The 16,224-nt window shown below is 72.1% G+C and carries 17 protein-coding genes; 11 read left to right on the top strand and 6 right to left on the bottom strand.

What is annotated here, in order from left to right; translation table 11 throughout:
* Nucleotides 1–130: 130 nt before the first annotated feature.
* The gene (locus H9652_RS00995) at nucleotides 131–967 is read right to left on the bottom strand and encodes a type II CAAX endopeptidase family protein (RefSeq protein WP_318243923.1); all 837 of its coding nucleotides are present in this window, start codon (nucleotides 965–967) and stop codon (nucleotides 131–133) included.
* Between the two features lie 126 nt (nucleotides 968–1,093).
* Here H9652_RS00995 and H9652_RS00990 point away from each other — a divergent pair, with 126 nt between their 5' ends.
* Nucleotides 1,094–1,867 (top strand): phosphatase PAP2 family protein, encoded by a 774-nt coding sequence (locus tag H9652_RS00990; protein ID WP_191794231.1) that lies wholly within the window; start codon nucleotides 1,094–1,096, stop codon nucleotides 1,865–1,867.
* Between the two features lie 332 nt (nucleotides 1,868–2,199).
* Entirely contained in the window at nucleotides 2,200–3,090 is an 891-nt protein-coding gene (locus H9652_RS00985; protein ID WP_318243922.1) for a glycoside hydrolase family 19 protein, read from the top strand.
* Nucleotides 3,091–3,141: 51 nt separating this feature from the next.
* On the opposite strand, the gene msrA is transcribed toward H9652_RS00985, so the two are convergent.
* Nucleotides 3,142–3,804 carry a peptide-methionine (S)-S-oxide reductase MsrA gene (gene msrA / locus H9652_RS00980; RefSeq protein WP_191794229.1) on the bottom strand — a complete coding sequence of 221 codons (663 nt, stop codon included), beginning with the start codon at nucleotides 3,802–3,804 and terminating at the stop codon, nucleotides 3,142–3,144.
* A gap of 173 nt (nucleotides 3,805–3,977) precedes the next feature.
* On the opposite strand from msrA, the gene H9652_RS00975 reads away from it, so the two are divergent.
* From H9652_RS00975 to ilvA, 3 genes are read left to right on the top strand one after another with little or no spacing between them, the layout of a single operon-like run.
* Entirely contained in the window at nucleotides 3,978–5,210 is a 1,233-nt protein-coding gene (locus H9652_RS00975; protein ID WP_191794228.1) for a cystathionine gamma-synthase, read from the top strand.
* Nucleotides 5,207–6,586, top strand: coding sequence for an AI-2E family transporter (locus H9652_RS00970; RefSeq protein WP_318243921.1), 1,380 nt, complete (start codon nucleotides 5,207–5,209; stop codon nucleotides 6,584–6,586). Before H9652_RS00975 ends, H9652_RS00970 begins: the two co-directional genes overlap by 4 nt.
* Before the next feature lie 50 nt (nucleotides 6,587–6,636).
* The gene (gene ilvA, locus H9652_RS00965) at nucleotides 6,637–7,803 is read left to right on the top strand and encodes a threonine ammonia-lyase (protein ID WP_191794276.1); all 1,167 of its coding nucleotides are present in this window, start codon (nucleotides 6,637–6,639) and stop codon (nucleotides 7,801–7,803) included.
* Nucleotides 7,804–7,965: 162 nt separating this feature from the next.
* On the opposite strand, the gene H9652_RS00960 is transcribed toward ilvA, so the two are convergent.
* The 3 genes from H9652_RS00960 to H9652_RS00950 all read right to left on the bottom strand — a co-directional run bounded on the left by H9652_RS00960 (nucleotide 7,966) and on the right by H9652_RS00950 (nucleotide 10,642).
* Complete coding sequence (locus tag H9652_RS00960) at nucleotides 7,966–8,871, bottom strand: endonuclease domain-containing protein (protein WP_191794227.1); 906 nt, start codon at nucleotides 8,869–8,871, stop codon at nucleotides 7,966–7,968.
* 569 nt (nucleotides 8,872–9,440) lie between these two features.
* Nucleotides 9,441–9,923 carry a transcription elongation factor GreA gene (gene greA / locus H9652_RS00955; RefSeq protein WP_030150112.1) on the bottom strand — a complete coding sequence of 161 codons (483 nt, stop codon included), beginning with the start codon at nucleotides 9,921–9,923 and terminating at the stop codon, nucleotides 9,441–9,443.
* Nucleotides 9,924–10,150: 227 nt separating this feature from the next.
* Nucleotides 10,151–10,642, bottom strand: a complete 492-nt coding sequence (locus H9652_RS00950) for a DUF4307 domain-containing protein (protein ID WP_191794226.1) — start codon at nucleotides 10,640–10,642, stop codon at nucleotides 10,151–10,153.
* Nucleotides 10,643–10,808: 166 nt separating this feature from the next.
* Here H9652_RS00950 and mca point away from each other — a divergent pair, with 166 nt between their 5' ends.
* The 3 genes from mca to H9652_RS00935 are packed head-to-tail and all read left to right on the top strand — an operon-like array spanning nucleotide 10,809 to nucleotide 12,932.
* Nucleotides 10,809–11,678 carry a mycothiol conjugate amidase Mca gene (gene mca / locus H9652_RS00945; protein ID WP_191794275.1) on the top strand — a complete coding sequence of 290 codons (870 nt, stop codon included), beginning with the start codon at nucleotides 10,809–10,811 and terminating at the stop codon, nucleotides 11,676–11,678.
* Entirely contained in the window at nucleotides 11,675–12,076 is a 402-nt protein-coding gene (locus H9652_RS00940) for a hypothetical protein (protein ID WP_191794225.1), read from the top strand. Before mca ends, H9652_RS00940 begins: the two co-directional genes overlap by 4 nt.
* A 1-nt stretch (nucleotide 12,077) precedes the next feature.
* A complete protein-coding gene (locus tag H9652_RS00935) occupies nucleotides 12,078–12,932 on the top strand; it encodes a carbon-nitrogen hydrolase family protein (RefSeq protein WP_191794224.1) in 855 nt (284 codons plus the stop codon).
* A 70-nt stretch (nucleotides 12,933–13,002) separates the two neighbouring features.
* Here the strand turns inward: H9652_RS00935 and trhA are convergent, their stop codons facing one another.
* Nucleotides 13,003–13,740 carry a PAQR family membrane homeostasis protein TrhA gene (gene trhA / locus H9652_RS00930; RefSeq protein ID WP_191794223.1) on the bottom strand — a complete coding sequence of 246 codons (738 nt, stop codon included), beginning with the start codon at nucleotides 13,738–13,740 and terminating at the stop codon, nucleotides 13,003–13,005.
* Nucleotides 13,741–14,062: 322 nt separating this feature from the next.
* Here trhA and H9652_RS00925 point away from each other — a divergent pair, with 322 nt between their 5' ends.
* From H9652_RS00925 to H9652_RS00915, 3 genes are all read left to right on the top strand, one after another.
* Complete coding sequence (locus H9652_RS00925; protein WP_191794222.1) at nucleotides 14,063–14,824, top strand: isoprenyl transferase; 762 nt, start codon at nucleotides 14,063–14,065, stop codon at nucleotides 14,822–14,824.
* A 152-nt stretch (nucleotides 14,825–14,976) separates the two neighbouring features.
* A complete protein-coding gene (locus H9652_RS00920; protein WP_191794221.1) occupies nucleotides 14,977–15,483 on the top strand; it encodes a MarR family winged helix-turn-helix transcriptional regulator in 507 nt (168 codons plus the stop codon).
* Nucleotides 15,480–16,076, top strand: coding sequence for a CE1759 family FMN reductase (locus H9652_RS00915; RefSeq protein ID WP_191794220.1), 597 nt, complete (start codon nucleotides 15,480–15,482; stop codon nucleotides 16,074–16,076). Before H9652_RS00920 ends, H9652_RS00915 begins: the two co-directional genes overlap by 4 nt.
* The last annotated feature ends 148 nt before the right edge of the window (nucleotides 16,077–16,224 follow it).

Below are 16,224 nucleotides of genomic sequence, written 5' to 3'. Positions count from 1 at the left end.
GGCCCCCCCCCGCGACGACCGCGTTCTACGTCCCGCCGCTCGACGGGGACGCGACACCCTGACCCGCGCGACGTCGGGCGGGCTGGGGCTGCCCGCGTCGCGGGTGGGTGACGACCCCGCCGTGGGTGCCTCAGCGCCCGCCCGTGACGAACACGTCGAACAGCTCGGGATGGTGCGCGTGCACCAGGACCGCGAACACGATCGCGTCGAACAGCAGGTGCACGCACACCACGTACGTGAGCGACTTGGTGCGCGCGAAGATCCACCCCTGGACCAGCGCGAACGGGATCGTCAGGAGCGGCCCCCAGCTCCGGTAGCCGAGCTCCCACAGGAACGACACGAACACCGTCGCCTGCAGGAGGTTCGCAGGCCACAGCGCGAAGTGGCGGCGCAGCAGCGCGAACACGACGCACACGAAGAACAGCTCGTCCCAGATCCCCACGGCGTTGACGCCCACGAAGAGTCGCGCGATCTCCTGCGGTGTCTCGATCGCGGGCCAGTTCTGGTACGAGCCGGACCCGATGAAGTACGCGGGCAGGATCAGGTAGCCCGCGACGAGCACGACCAGCAGGTACACGATCTGGGTGCGGTTCCACCGTCTGCCCGTGCGGACCGGGAACCGGATCGCGTCGTCGCGGTAGACATAGCGCGAGACGGCCCACGGGACCAGCACCGCCAGCGAGAGCACGACGGCGAACCGGGCGATCCCGGCATCGCTCAGGTCCGCCGCGAGCGGGATGGTGCTGATGATGCCCATGCCGAGCGCGATCAGCAGCAGGTCGCGCCCGAGCCGCCGGTCGACGAGTAGCCCCAGCAGGACGCCCGCGACGAGCGGCACGTACCCGAGCGGCCGGACGTGCACCGCGAACAGGAGCACCGCCGACCCGCAGACCAGCGCCGCGGCGAGCAGGCGTGCGGCGGTGAGCAGGGCGGTGTCGGGCGTCGCGGCGGTGCGGGCGTCGGTCACGCGCCCCACGATGCCACGGGCACGGACGTGAAGGCGGGGTGTGGGCCGCGAGGGGGACGGCAGGAGGTGTCCGGGTCCGACCGCGGTCTGATGTTCATCGGCCGTTCACCTCCGTACCATTCCGGGGTGAAGTCCCCCAGATCGCCCCTGCTCCTGGCCCTGCTCTGGCTGCTCGCGGCCGCCGTGGTCGTGCCGTCGCTGCTGCTCCTGCGCGGGCCCAGCACCGAGCTCTACCTCGCCGTGACGGCCCGGACCGCGGACCTGCCCGGCGTCGAGCTGGTCGCCGAGGCAGGCGTGATCGTGCTCGCCCTGCTGTGGGTGCTCGCGGCCTGGCAGGCGCGCGGGGCGGGGCTCGTGGCCGTCGCGACCGCGGTCGTCGGGGGCGCGGGCGCCGTGCTGGCCTACGCGACGTCCGAGGTCGCCAAGACGATCGTCCAGCAGCCCCGCGGGTGCTGGGACCTCATCGAGATCGCGCACTGCCCCGCGGCGGGGGACTGGTCCTTCCCGAGCAACCACACGACCATCGCGTTCGCGCTCGCGACGTCCGTGGTGCTCACGGCGCTCGCCACGGGCCGCCCGCGGGACTCCCTCGGCACGACGACGGCGCTCCGGTTCCGGCGCGCACGTCGCCTCCCGCCCTACCGGGTCATGGTCGTCGCGCCCGCGGTCCTCGCGATCGTGACGGGCGCGGCGCGCCTGGTGCAGGGGGTCCACTTCCCGCACGACGTCGTCGCGGGCGCGACGGTCGGTGTGTGCGTCGTGGTGGCGCTCGTCCTGGCGCTGCGCGGGCCGGTCGCCGCGGTCCTGGCGACGTTGTGCCGCAACGAGGCCGTGGGCCGGCTGCTGCTCGCGCCGGAGGTGCGGGCCGGGGCCGATGACAGGACGCTGGTCCGGCGCTGAGAGTGACGCGACGACCTGCCGCGGGTGACTCCTTCAGTCGTCGACGGCGTCACCGTCGGTAGTCGCGCGCGTCACCCTCGGGGGTCGAGTCGGGCACCCTCGGCGGGCCCGCGTCCACTCGGAGTGCCTAGGCGCGCCCAGGCATGCCCAGGTATGCCCGCGGGGGAGGCGCAGCGCAATCAGGTGGTTTGTTCGAGTTGCTGACATTTGTGCGCATCGCTACCTTGTGACCGCGGCGCCAGCCGTTCACAAGGATTGTTCAACGATGAGCAAATGGGGGCTCGATGTTTGGCAAGAGAACTGTCACCGGCATGCGCCGAGGAGCCGCGATCGTGGCTGCCGGCCTCGTGAGCGCGGTCGTCGCGACCGCCGCCGCCGCGCCGGCGACCGCGGTCGATGCACCGGCCACGGCACCGCTCACGGTCGCCACCGCGGCGCCCGCGAACCCCTGCGCCGCGACGTGGAGCGAGACCACCGCGTACCAGGGCGGGGCCACGGTCTCGCACCACGGCCGCAACTTCACCGCGAAGTGGTGGACGCAGCGCGAGAACCCGGGGGCCACCACCGTCTGGGCGGACAAGGGGGCCTGCCAGGGTGGCGCGTCCGACTTCGTGATCAGCGAGGCCGAGTTCGACGCGATCTTCCCGAAGCGCAACGCGTTCTACACCTACCAGGGCCTCGTCGACGCCCTCGCGGCGTACCCGAGGTTCGCGAACACGGGGACCGAGACGACCCGGACCCAGGAGGCTGCGGCCTTCCTGACCCACGCCGACTTCGAGTCGGTCGGTCTGCGGTACGTCAAGGAGATCAACGAGGCGAACTACTGGATCAAGTGCGACTACTCGCAGCCGTTCGGCTGCCCGGCCGGGCAGAAGGCCTACTACGGCCGCGGCCCGATCATGTTCAGCTGGAACTTCAACTACAAGGCGGCCGGTGACGCGCTCGGCATCGACCTGCTCAACAACCCGTGGCTCGTCGAGCAGGACCCGTCGATCGCCTGGCAGACGGCCCTCTGGTACTGGAACACGCAGAACGGTCCGGGCGTCATGACGTCGCACGAGGCGATGATCGGCGGCGCCGGATTCGGTCAGACGATCAACTCGCTCAACGGGGCGCTCGAGTGCGACGGCGGCAACCCGGCCTCGGTCCAGAGCAGGGTCGACCGCTACCAGAAGATCACGGCGATCCTGGGCGTCGCGCCGGGCTCGGGCCTGACCTGCTGAGCAGCTGAGACGTGCCGAACCTGGGGTTCTGCACCGACGCTCAGCCCGGCATCACGCCGCGTCGGGGAACGGGATCCCCGTCGTCGCGTGGCAGCGGTACCCGTTGGGGTTCTTGTCGAGGTACTGCTGGTGGTAGTCCTCGGCGTAGTAGAACGTGCGCCCCTCGGCCGGTGCGACCTCGGTGGTGATGGGGTCCAGGCCACGTGCGGTCAGGACCTTCTGGTACCGCTCCTCGGTCTCGCGGACCGCGGCCTCCTGCTCGGGCGTCGTCCAGTAGACCGCCGAGCGGTACTGGGTGCCGACGTCGTTGCCCTGTCGGTAGCCCTGGGTCGGGTCGTGGCGCTCCCAGAAGATCTTGAGCAGCTCCTCCTCGCTCACGACCGACGGGTCGTACGCGACGAGCGCGGTCTCGGTGTGCCCGGTCCGCGCGGTGCAGACCTCCTCGTACGTGGGGTTGGGGGTGGTGCCGCCCATGTAGCCGACGGCGGTCGAGATCACTCCCGGCACCTGCCAGAAGATCTCCTCGGCGCCCCAGAAACAGCCCATCGCGAGGTACAGCACGCGCGTGCCCTCGGGCCAGGGACCGGTGATCGGCGTCCCCAGCACGGTGTGCGGGCGGGCGGTGGGGAGCACGGGCTGGTCCCGCCCGGCGAGCGCCTTCTCGGGCGCGACCATCTGGGTCTTCATCGAGGACCCGAACAACGACTCGAACATCTTTACCTCCACCTGTAGCCGACACCTGGGCAACACCTCGTCGTCGTCGCCTGTTCCCCGGACGCCTCGGAACCGTCCCGTCCCGACGGTCCGCGCGAAATGTCCACATCCGCTCTGCGAGAACCGTCGTGTTCCGCAGGAACACGCGGCCCCCGGGCACGTAGGCTCACAGGATGAGCAGCGCGAGCACTCCCTCCCACCCCGACTGGTCGAGCACCGGCTTCGCGACCCGCGCCATCCACGCGGGACAGGACCCGGACGCGACGACGGGGGCCGTCGTGCCCCCGATCTACCAGGTCTCCACCTACAAGCAGGACGGCGTCGGCGGTCTGCGCGGGGGGTACGAGTACTCCCGGTCCGCGAACCCCACCCGCACGGCGCTCGAGGAGGCGCTCGGCGCCGTCGAGACGCCTGCCGGGGCCGCGCAGGCGCGCGGGTTCGCGTTCTCCTCGGGCCTCGCGGCGGAGGACACGCTGCTGCGCGCGACGCTGCGCCCGGGCGACCACGTCCTGGTGCCCGACGACGCGTACGGAGGCACGTACCGCCTGGTGGCGCGGGTGTTCGGGCCATGGGGCATCGAGCACACGGCCGTGGACCTGACGGACCTGGACGCCGCGCGGGCAGCGGTCCAGCCGGGCCGCACGAGGGTCCTGTGGGTCGAGACCCCGACCAACCCGCTGCTGGGCGTGAGCGACATCGCCGCCCTCGCGCGGATCGCGCACGAGCACGGCGCGACCCTCGTGGTCGACAACACGTTCGCGACGCCCTACCTGCAGCAGCCGATCGGCCTGGGCGCCGACGTCGTCGTGCACTCGACGACCAAGTACATCGGCGGGCACAGCGACGTCGTCGGGGGAGCGCTCGTCGTGGCCGACGGCGCGGAGCTCCCGGGCGACCTCGTCTCGCCCGCGGGGACGCGCGGCCTGGCTGACGCGGTCGGCTTCCACCAGAACTCCTCGGGTGCGGTCGCGGGGCCGTTCGACGCGTGGCTCACGCTGCGCGGTCTCAAGACGCTCGCGGTGCGCATGGACCGGCACTCGGCCAACGCGGCCGCGGTCGCGGAGTTCCTCGCGTCGCACCCCGCGGTGACCGAGGTCGTCTACCCGGGCCTCGCGTCGCACCCCGGTCACGAGCTCGCGAAGCGCCAGATGCGCGGCTTCGGCGGCATGGTGTCCTTCCGCGCGGGGAGCGAGGAGAAGGCGCTCGCGGTCTGCGCGCGCACCCAGGTGTTCACGCTCGCCGAGTCGCTCGGCGGGGTCGAGTCGTTGATCGAGCACCCGGGGCGCATGACGCACGCGTCGGTCGCGGGTTCTGCGCTCGAGGTCCCGGACGACCTCGTGCGACTGTCGGTCGGCATCGAGGACGCGGCGGACCTGATCGCGGACCTCACGCGGGCTCTCGCGTGAGCGCGGCACCGCGCAAGGGCCGCGCCCAGAAGGCACAGGGCCCGACGACGGCGCCCGCCTCGGCAGGAACGGTCGCCACCGCAGTGGTCCCCACGTCCGCGGCGACCACGAAGGTACGAGCCGGCAGGCCGCACGGTGCCGACGCCGTCCCGCCCTCGATCCAGACCGCCGCGGCCTGGTCGTGGCGCCTGCTCCTGATCGGCGCGCTCGTCACGGCGAGCCTGTACGTCACGGCGCTGTTCAAGGTCATCGTGGTCCCGGTCGCGATCGCGCTGCTCCTCACGGTGCTGCTGACACCGGTTCGACGCTTCCTCGAGAAGCGGCTGCGGTTCTCCCGCGGCCTGGCCTCCATCTCGGCGCTGCTGGGGCTTCTCCTGGTCGTGGGCGGGCTCATCACGGTGGCGGGCAGCACGATCGTGAGCGGGATCTCGGAGCTCCGGGAGAAGGCGATCGACGGCTTCAACGAGTTCATGGACTGGCTGCAGGCCGGTCCGTTCGGGATCGGCGTCGAGCAGGTCGACGGCTACCTCAAGGAGCTCGAGAAGTTCATCAGCTCGAGCCAGGACAGCATCGTGTCCGGGGCGCTGGGCGCGGCGACGACCGTGGGCCACGTGGCCGCGGGCGCCGTGATCGCGCTGTTCTGCACGTTCTTCTTCCTGCTCGACGGCCGGACCATCTGGTCCTGGTGCGTGGGCCTGTTCCCGGCGCGGTCGCGCGACACGATCCACCAGGCGGGGCGTCGCGGCATCGTCACGCTGTCCGCCTACACGCGCACCCAGATCCTCGTGGCGCTCGTCGACGCGGTCGGTATCGGTGTCGGTGCCGCGTTCTTCGTGCCGTCGCTCGCGCTGCCCCTCGGCATCCTGGTGTTCGTGGGGTCGTTCATCCCGATCGTGGGTGCCGTCGTCACGGGCGCGGTCGCGGTGCTCGTCGTGCTGGTCGCGAACGGGTGGGTCGCGGCGCTCATCATGCTGGGCATCGTGCTCGCGGTCCAGCAGATCGAGAGCCACGCGCTCCAGCCGTTCCTCATGGGGCACGCGGTCTCGCTGCACCCCGTCGCGGTGCTGCTCGTGGTCGCGGCCGGCGGGTTCGCTGCCGGCATCGTGGGGGCCCTGTTCGCGGTGCCGCTCGCCGCCCTGATCAACACCGTGGTGCTCTACTTCAACGGGCACGACAAGTTCCCCGACCTCGGCACCGACGACACCCTCGTGATACGCGGCAAGCCCGCGCTCCCGGTCATGGTCCGGCGTGCCGAGGAAGACCTCGCCGACGACGAGAAGGTGCCCGCCTCGGCGCGCACCGCCGGGCGCAGGGCGTCGCGCCGAGCGGGAGCGCCGTCGTCGGGCGCCGGGGCGAGCGCGGGCGAGGACGCGTGACCCTCGCTCAGCCCGGCGTGACGCTCGACAGCATCCGCGACGCCGCCCGCATGCTCGACGGCGTCGCCTACCGGACCCCCGTCCAGACGAGCCGCGCGCTCAGCCAGGTCACGGGCGTGCCCGTGGCGCTCAAGTGCGAGAACCTCCAGCGCGCCGGGTCGTTCAAGATCCGCGGCGCGTACATCCGCATGGCCCGGCTCTCGGCCGAGGAGAAGGCGCGCGGCGTCGTCGCGGCGAGCGCCGGGAACCACGCCCAGGGCGTCGCGTTCGCGGCGGGGCTGCTCGGTATCCAGGCCGTCGTCTACATGCCGGTCGACGCCGCGCTGCCCAAGGTCGCCGCGACCCGGGAGTACGGGGCCGAGGTGCGCCTGGTCGGCGTCGACGTCGACGAGACGCTCGCGGCTGCGAAGGCCGAGGCCGAGCGCACGGGCGCGGTGTTCATCCACCCGTTCGACCACCCTGACGTCGTCGCGGGCCAGGGCACGATCGCGCTCGAGATCCTCGAGCAGGTCCCCGACGTCCGCACGGTCGTCATGCCGCTCGGCGGCGGCGGCCTGGTCGCGGGGGTCGCGGCGGCCATGGCCGAGGTCGCGCCGCACGTCAAGGTCGTCGGGGTCCAGGCCGCGCGGGCTGCGGCGTACCCGGGCTCGCTCGCCGCAGGCGTCCCGACGACGTCGCTCGCCCGCTCGACCATGGCCGACGGCATCGCGGTGGGCACCCCGGGCCCCGTGCCGTTCTCGATCGTGTCCGAGCTGGGCGCCGAGGTGCGGACGGTGACCGAGGACGAGCTGTCGCGCGCGCTCCTGATGATCACCGAGCGGGCCAAGCTCGTCGTCGAGCCGGCGGGGGCCGCCGGGGTCGCGGCGCTGCTCGCCGCCCCGACCGGGTGGGAAGGCCCGGTCGTGGTGATCCTGTCCGGGGGGAACATCGACCCCCTGGTGCTGCTGCGCGTGCTGCGGCACGGGCTCGCGGCTGCGGGCCGGTACATGCAGATGCAGGTCCTGCTCGACGACCGGCCCGGGGCGCTCGCGCAGATGCTCGACGTCATCGCGGGGGTCGGCGGCTCGATCATGCACATCGACCACGACCGCACGGACGTGCACCTCGCGATCGGCGAGGCGTGGGTGCGCATGCAGGTCGAGACCAAGGGGCAGGAGCACTGCGAGGCGCTCGTCGCGCAGCTACGGGGCGCGGGGTACCGGGTCCTGACGGGCTGACGGGCTGACGGGCTGCCGCTCTGCGGCCCGGCCGTCGGCCGTCTCGACGAGCGGAGTCGGACGCGAGATGCTGCCCGTTGTCGCTTCCGGGGTGCGTGGGACGACAACTTGCAGCATCTCGGTAGGTGAACGGGGCGGACGGAGGGGCCCCTCCGGTCGGCGTCATGCGACCTCGACGATGCGGGGCCGGACTACGACGTCCGGTGCGTCTGCGAGGTTGCCCGGGTCCACCCCACGGTCGGCAAAGGCCTGCATGACCCGTCCCGTCGTGGCGGGCCAGCGGCGCAGGACGTCGTCCGCGTACAGCACGAGGACCCGCCAACCCAGGCGCTCCAGCTCCTCTCGGCGCGCGACGTCGTCGAGCATCTGCTGCCTGTCCGTGAGGTGGTGGATCCCGTCGTACTCGATCGCGATGCGTAGCCCGGGCCAGCACAGGTCGGGGCGTGCGACCCAGCGGTCCCGGTCGTACACGTCGGCTCCGACGACAGGGCACGGGAACCCGGACGCAACCAGCATGAGCCGGAGCCGGGTCTCCATGGGCGAGTCGACGAACGCCCGGGTGGCGGCCAACGCTCTCCGGAGCGCACGAGCCCCGCGCCGGGAGCCGTGCCAGGCCAGGGCTCTGGCGAGCTCCTCCCGGGGAACCGCGGGCCAGCGTCTGCCGACGATCGCGTCGGTGACGCAGACGAGATCCATGAACGACAGCTCGTGCGTGGACGAGAGCGACGGCATCGTGGCGCGACGAGCGTCGACCCGCCCCTGGTCGGGACCGGTCAGCGCGGCGGGTCGGACGAGGCCGGCGAGGTCGAGCCACGTCCGGGCGAGGGTCGTGACGGGGCGCCCACGGTGACGGGTGACGTGGTTGGTCCGGGGGCGGACGTGTCCCGTGATCCCCGCGGCCTCGCTCGGGAACTTCCCGGGGCCCCGGGAGACGTGCAGGGTCGCGGTGAGGTCGATTCCGGACGGGAGCGGAAGACCCCACAGGGCCGCGGCCGTCGTGTGCGACCAGGCATCACCGTCGGAGAACGTGAGCTCGACGGCTTCGCAGAGCGCTCCGAGGTCGTGCATCCGGGACCTGTCCATCCGGATCCCGGGCAACGGCGTGTGTGGAGCTTCGTGGACCGTACCTGCCGTCGGGTGCATCCGGCCGCGATCGCGTCGGTGACGAGGAACGGTGCGGGTGGGAGGGGGATCACGAGATGCTGCCTGTTGTCGCCCCGAGAGGTGGGCACCCGACAACCGCGAGCATCTCGGGCGCGGGTGCGGGTGACCGCTGGGACAGGGGAGGGCTCGGGGAGTCGTCCGTCATGGCGTGATCCTGCCTGAGAGCGACCGGGTGCGTGGCGGGTCTGGGGCGGCCTGTGGACAGACGCCGACGTCGTGTGAGCCGCGCCCTTCCGCCCCGGCGGCGAGATGCTGCTCGTTGTCGCACCACGCGCGGGGGACCCGACAACCGGCAGCATCTCGCCGACCGTCGCGAGCGGGCTGAAGAGTCCAGGCTGGCCCGACCGGCCGCCCGGCAGGCACCCGGACGCACGCAGGCCCAGGAACCCTGAGGTTCCCCGGGCCTGCGTGGTCGCGATGCGCGTGCCCTGGGGCGGCCACCGTCGGTGGTGGCTCGGCGCGTCAGCGGTGGGTCACGCCTCGAACGGCTTGGCCGCGAGGATCTCCACCTGGATCTGGTTCCCGTTGGGGGCGGCGTACGAGACCTTGTCGCCGATCGAGGTGCCGTTGATGGCCTCGCCGAGCGGGGACGTCGGGGAGTAGACGCGGATGTCCGTGCCGCCGGCGATCTCGCGCGAGCCGAGCAGGAACGCCATCTCCTCGCCGGCCACGAGGGCCGTGACGACCATGCCGGGCTCGACCTTGCCGTCGTCCGGCGGCGTGCCGATCTGCACGTTGCGGAGCTTCGCGGTCAGCTCGCGGATGCGCGCCTCGTTCTTGGCCTGCTCCTCGCGGGCGGCGTGGTAGCCGCCGTTCTCCTTGAGGTCACCCTCGTCGCGGGCAGCAGCGATGCGCTCGGCGATGTCGGTGCGGCCGGCACCGGACAGGTGAGCCAACTCGGCCTGAAGCCTGTCGTGTGCCTCCTGGGTCAGCCAGGTGACGCTGGTCTCGGTCACGGTTCGCTCCTTCCTTTCCTTGCGTTCCTGCGGTCGACGTCGGTGGACGCGACCGCACAGGGTGAGGCAGTGGGTGCGGGTGAGAGCGACTCCGCTGCCTGCCCGGGGTGGTGACGTCGGCCGGTCGCCGACGCCGCGTGGCGGGTTTCGCTGGACCTGATGCTTCTGGGGCAGCGTGAATCCCTCAGGATACCAAATGTCCGCTGCATCACACCGCCGTTCCCCCGTCAGGGCAGTGCGCGGCAGCTCTCGACGATGCCGGTCGTGGCGAGCTCGGACGTCGCGACGCTCACGGTGTAGCGCCCCTCGAGCTGGTCGCTCGGTCCGACGACGACGTCGACCGTCCCGACCTGCGCGTAGCTCTCCGCGAGGGCGTCGATCGTGCACTCGGCCTGGGTGCCGGGCTTCATCGAGACCTGGAACGTCACGTCGATCTGCTCGGAGCTGATGACCTTGAACCCGAAGTCGTCGTAGCGCACCGGGGTCGAGGCCTGCCCGAGCCCGATCCAGATCGTGATCCCGACGCCGACGACCGCGGCGGCGACGATGCCCGCGATCGTGAGGCGGCGGCGGGCGGGCGTCGACGGGGGTCCGTAGCGCCCTGCGGGCGGCTGCGGTCCCGGGGTCCGCGGCGCGAGCCCGATCGGGTTCTCGTGCTCGTCGAGCGCGTCGGGGCCGACCTGCGGGGTTGTTCCCGACGGGGGAGTGCTGTTCGTCATGGTGAATCGAGGTCCAGGGGTTGGGTGGACTACCTGCTCATGAGACATCATTGTCTCTGAACTTCTTCGCCCCGGAGTACCCCCTGGAGGACCTGTGACCGAATCGACGGCGCGCCCGCGGACTGCAACGGCGCCCGGGACGGTCGACGGCGCACCGTTGCGCCTCATGGCCGTCCATGCGCACCCTGACGACGAGTCGAGCAAGGGCGCCGCGACGTCGGCCCGCTACGCCGCGGAGGGCGTCGAGGTGCTCGTCGTGAGCTGCACGGGCGGTGAGCGCGGCGACGTGCTCAACCCGAGCTTCGGTGAGGTCCCCTCGACCCCCGAGGGCATGGCCGAGCTGCGCCGCGCGGAGATGGCGGCGGCGGCCAGGGCGCTCGGTGTGAGCCACCGCTGGCTGGGGTTCGTCGACTCGGGGCTGCCCGAGGGCGACCCGCTGCCTCCGCTGCCGGAGGGCTGCTTCGCGCTCGTCCCGCTCGAGGAGGCGGCGGCGCCGCTCGTCGAGCTGGTGCGTGAGTTCCGCCCGCACGTCATCACGACGTACGACCCGAGCGGGGGCTACCCGCACCCGGACCACATCATGTGCCACAGGGTCGCGTTCGAGGCGTTCCACGCCGCAGGCGACCCGGAGCGCTACCAGGTCGAGGGCGGCGCGCCCGTGTGGGAGCCGCTCAAGCTGTACTACAACCACGACTTCTCGATGAACCGCATCCGCACGATCCACGAGGCCGTCGTGGACGCCGGTCTCGAGTCGCCGTTCAGCGACTGGGTCGAGTCGCGGGCGGCGCGCGAGATCCCCGAGCGCGAGGTCACGACGCGCGTCGAGGTCGCCCCGTACTTCCCGCAGCGCGACGCGGCGCTCATCGCGCACGCGACGCAGATCGACCCGGACGGCTTCTTCTTCGCGATCCCGCGCGACCTCGAGGTCGCGGTGTGGCCGATCGAGGAGTTCGAGCTCGCCGAGTCGCGCGTCCCGACCACGCTTCCGGAGGACGACCTGTTCGCCGGTATCCGCACCGAGGAAGGCCACGCATGAGCCCGACGCCGCAGCTCGCGGTCGACCTGTCGTCCCACCTCGCGGGAGGGCCCGGTTGGGCCGTCGGCGTGACGGCCGAGACCACGCCGTCCCCCGCCCCGACGGGCGGTGAGCTGCGCCCGGGCCTCGAGCCGACCGACGTGTCTCCCGGCCTGCCGGGGTTCCTCACGATCTTCGCGGTCGCGCTCGCGTGCGTCGCGCTGTTCCTGTCGATGAACAAGCAGCTCCGCAAGGTCCGGCACGACGAGCGGTCGGTCCGTTCCGGCGACGGCGGCGGGGCTGGTGCGTCTTCGGACGGCGGTTCCTCGGGCGGCGGCTCGCGCTCGAACGACGGTCCGAGCGACAGCTCGAGCGACTCGGGCAGCTCGGGCGGCGACTCCGGTGGCGGCGGCGACTGACATGGCACGGACGTCGCGTGGTCCGGTGCGGGTCACGATCGCCCAGATCGAGGTCTCGAACGACCACGCGGCGAACCTGCTCGTGGTGCGCTCGGCCTTCACGGAGGCTCAGCGGCTCCAGGCCGACCTCCTGGTGCTCCCCGAGTACGCCTCGGGCTTCGATCCGCGAGGGGTCGGGATCGAGCACGCCGAGCCGCTCGACGGCCCGTTCGTCACGACTCTCCAGCGCTGGGCGGCGGAGACCGGGGTCGCGGTGATCGCGGGCACGACGCTCCCGGGCAGCGGCAGCGGCAGCGGCAGCGGCAGCGGCACGACCCGTGCCGTCAACGCCGTCGTCGCGATCGACGGGGGCGGGCACCTGGTCGGGGTGTACCGCAAGGTGCACCTCTACGACGCGTTCGGGCACCGTGAGTCGGACCGGCTGGAGCCGGGCCCGGTCGACGCGGCCCCGACCACGATGACCGTGGGCGGCCTGACGTTCGGCGTCATGACGTGCTACGACCTGCGGTTTCCCGAGTCGGCGCGCCGGCTGGTCGACGCCGGCGCCGACGTCCTGGTCGTGCCCGCTGCCTGGGCCGCGGGCGACCTCAAGGCCGACCACTGGCGCACCCTGGCCCGTGCCCGGGCGATCGAGAACACCTCGGTGGTGCTCGCCGTCGGGCAGGCGGGGAAGGGCGTGACCGGGAGGTCGCTGCTCGTGGGGCCCGACGGGCAGGTCGGGCTCGAGCTCGACGAGCGCGCGGGCCTGCGGACCGCGGACGTCGACCCCGGCGCCCTGGGGGCCGTGCGGGAGGCGAACCCGTCGCTCGTGAACCGGCGCTACGCCGTCGTGCCCAAGGACCAGCAGCAACGCTGAGTGCGAAGTGGTCGTCGCAGATCGAGGCCGTCCGCGACAGCTGCTCCGCACTCAGCGGGTGCAGGAAGGCTCAGGCGTTGAGCGCCGCGATCATGATCGCCGCGTAGTGGCACCCGAAACCCACGACCGTCAGCACGTGGAAGATCTCGTGGAAGCCGAACCAGCGCGGGCTCGGGTTGGGGCGCTTGAGCCCGTAGACGACCGCGCCGAGCGTGTACGCCAGGCCGCCGATCGCGACGAGCCACACGATCGCCGGGCCGGACGGCGTCGTCCAGAACTGGGGCATGTACCCGACCGCGACCCAGCCGAGCGCGACGTAGATCGGCACGTAGACCCAGCGCGGGGCGTTGAGCCAGATGATGCGCGCGGCGAGCCCCAGCAGGGCGCCCGCCCACACGATGACGAGCAGGATCGTCGCGGTCCTCTGCGGCAGGAGCAGCACCGCGAGCGGTGTGTACGTGCCCGCGATGATGAGGAAGATGTTCGAGTGGTCGGCCCGGCGCAGGATCCCCGCGACCTTCGGTGACCAGGTGCCGCGGTGGTAGACGGCGCTCGTGCCGAACAGCAGGCACGCGCTCAGGCCGAAGACGGCGCACGAGACCTTGCCCGCGACGGGGGGCGCGAGGATCACGAGGACGATGCTCGCGACGAGGGCGACGGGGAACGTGCCGGCGTGGATCCAGCCCCGTAGCCGGGGCTTGATGGCTTCCGCGACCTTCGCGCTCGCGCTCGACACGGCGTCTGCTGCCGAGTCGAGGGCGTTCTCGACGGTGTCGCCCGAGGTCGGGCGGTCGGAGGGTCGTGCCACGGAGGTGCTCCTACTCGTTCGGCGGGCGGGGGACGATGCGTCCCTGGCCCGGGGGGACTGCGCGTGAGTCGACGTGCGTGGCTCAGGAACAACCTACGCCATCGTAAGTTACGTCACCGTAGGTTGCTGCGGGGGACTGTGAAGATCCTGCGCAAAGGCGTCTCCCGGGCCGGACCTCGGGACATATCGACTGTTGCCTCCGGTACCGTTTGGCGAGCGACGCCCCCGAGCGCTCCTCGGTGCCCGTGTCGTCCGTGCGACGCTCCCGGGCCCTGCCCGGCCCCGTCGCCGCTCATCCATTACACACCGCGAAGGACCCCACGTGCGCATGCCCCACCTGCTCTACGGGCTGTACGAACGACGGCTCGCGAGCTCCCTGCCCCGTGAGGCGATGCCACGTCACGTCGGCGTCATCCTCGACGGGAACCGGCGCTGGGCGAAGTCCTTCGGCGAGACCGCCGCGACCGGTCACCGTCGCGGTGCCGACAAGATCGCCGAGTTCCTCACCTGGAGCGAGGACCTCGGGATCGAGGTCGTCACGCTCTGGATGCTCTCCACGGACAACCTCTCGCGCTCGCGCGAGGAGCTCAGCGCGCTGCTCGACATCATCGAGGACGCCGTGTGCGACCTCGCCGAGACGGGCCGCTGGCGCCTGCGCGTCATGGGCCGACTCGACCTCCTGCCCGAGCGCCTCGCCAAGGCGCTGCGCGACGCGGAGGACCAGACCGCTGGGGTCGACGGGCTCCAGGTCAACGTCGCGATCGGGTACGGCGGCCGGCACGAGATCGCCGACGCCGTGCGCTCCTACCTGAGCGAGCAGGCCGCGAGCGGCGCCTCGCTCCAGGACCTCGCCGAGAACCTCGACGTCGAGCACATCGAGGAGCACCTCTACACCAAGGGCCAGCCGGACCCCGAGCTCGTGATCCGCACGTCGGGCGAGCAGCGCCTGGGCGGGTTCCTGCTGTGGCAGAGCGCGCACGCCGAGTTCTACTTCTGCGAGGCGTACTGGCCGAGCTTCCGCCGGGTCGACTACCTGCGTGCCCTGCGGTCGTACTCGCAGCGCGAACGGCGGCTCGGCAGGTAGGCCGCTCCTCGCGCTCCAGCGCGTCCGGAATACACCTCTCGCCCCGTCGGTTGTACCGCTCGAGTTCATACGAACGCATCTACCCGGGGGACGTGCGCCGACGAGGCGAGCACCGCCGTCGGGCCGGTGCACCCCGCAGGATCGAGAGACACATGACCAGCAGCACCGCCGCGCCCCCCACCGTCCACGACCGAGCCACCACGCGAGAGGCCGCCGAGACGTGGGAGTCGCTCTTCCGCACCCAGGTCGCCCTCATGCGCCGCTTCCAGGCCGACGACATCTGGGAAGAGCTGACGATGCGCGAGTACGACGTGCTCTTCACGCTCGCCGGCTGCCCCGAGGGCGGCACCCGCCTGCGCGACCTCAACGAGTACGTCCTCATCAGCCAGCCCTCGCTCAGCCGCATGGCCGAGCGCCTCGAGCAGCGCGGCCTCGTCGAACGCGTCCCCGCGCCCGACGACGCACGCGGCACGATCGTCCGCCTCACCCCCGAGGGGGCGCGCCTCCAGAAGGAGATCGGGCGCAAGCACGTCCGCACCATCGGCGCCTACGTGGGTGGCGCGCTCGACGCCGACGAGCTGGCGACCCTCAAGGGCCTGCTCGACAAGCTCCGCGGCGCCCAGGGCGACATCCCCGCACGCGACGGGAGCAAGGCGTGAGCGCCGGACCCCGGGACGCCGGAGCGTCCGCACCCCGCCCGCTGAGCGTCGTCGCCGTGACCGGCGGGGTGAGCTTCCCCTCGACCACGCGCGCCCTGACCGACCTCCTGCTCGACAAGACCGTCGCACGGCTTGCGGCCAGCGGCACCCAGGTCGACGCCCGCACGATCGAGGTCCGCGACCACGCGCAGGACGTCGCGACCGCGACCGTGATCGGGATGCGCAGCGAGGAGCTCGAGCTCGCGCTCAAGACCGTCGAGGAGGCCGACCTGCTGATCGTCGCGACCCCCGTGTTCCGCGGCTCCTACTCCGGGATCTTCAAGGCCTTCTTCGACCTCGTCGACTCGCTCCCGATGGCTGACAAGCCCGTGCTGCTCGCCGCGACGGGCGGCACGGCCCGGCACACCCTCGTGATCGACCAGGCGCTGCGACCCCTGTTCGCGTTCATGGGCGACCTGATCGTGCCCACGGGCGTGTTCGCGTCCAAGGAGGACTGGACGATCGAGCTCTTCCCCATGCCGTGGCTCGACGAGCGCGCCGAGCGGGCCGCGGGGCAGCTCGTGCGGTTCGCGGACCTCCCCGCGCCGGGCTGAGGCGGCGCGCCCGCCCGCGGCGCGCTCCGCCTCCCGCGCGCCTTCCCGCGACTCGCCGGGCGGGACGGACATTTACCCCATCCGTCCCCGCGCGGCCCTTCGCCGTTCACCCCCTCGCCACCTCTGACCGCTTGGCTCTGACGTGCCG

The organism is Oerskovia rustica (assembly GCF_014836555.1).
Classification (GTDB): domain Bacteria; phylum Actinomycetota; class Actinomycetes; order Actinomycetales; family Cellulomonadaceae; genus Oerskovia; species Oerskovia rustica.
Note: the sequence above shows the minus strand (reverse complement) of the source record. Positions and strands in the feature narration are given on the sequence as shown.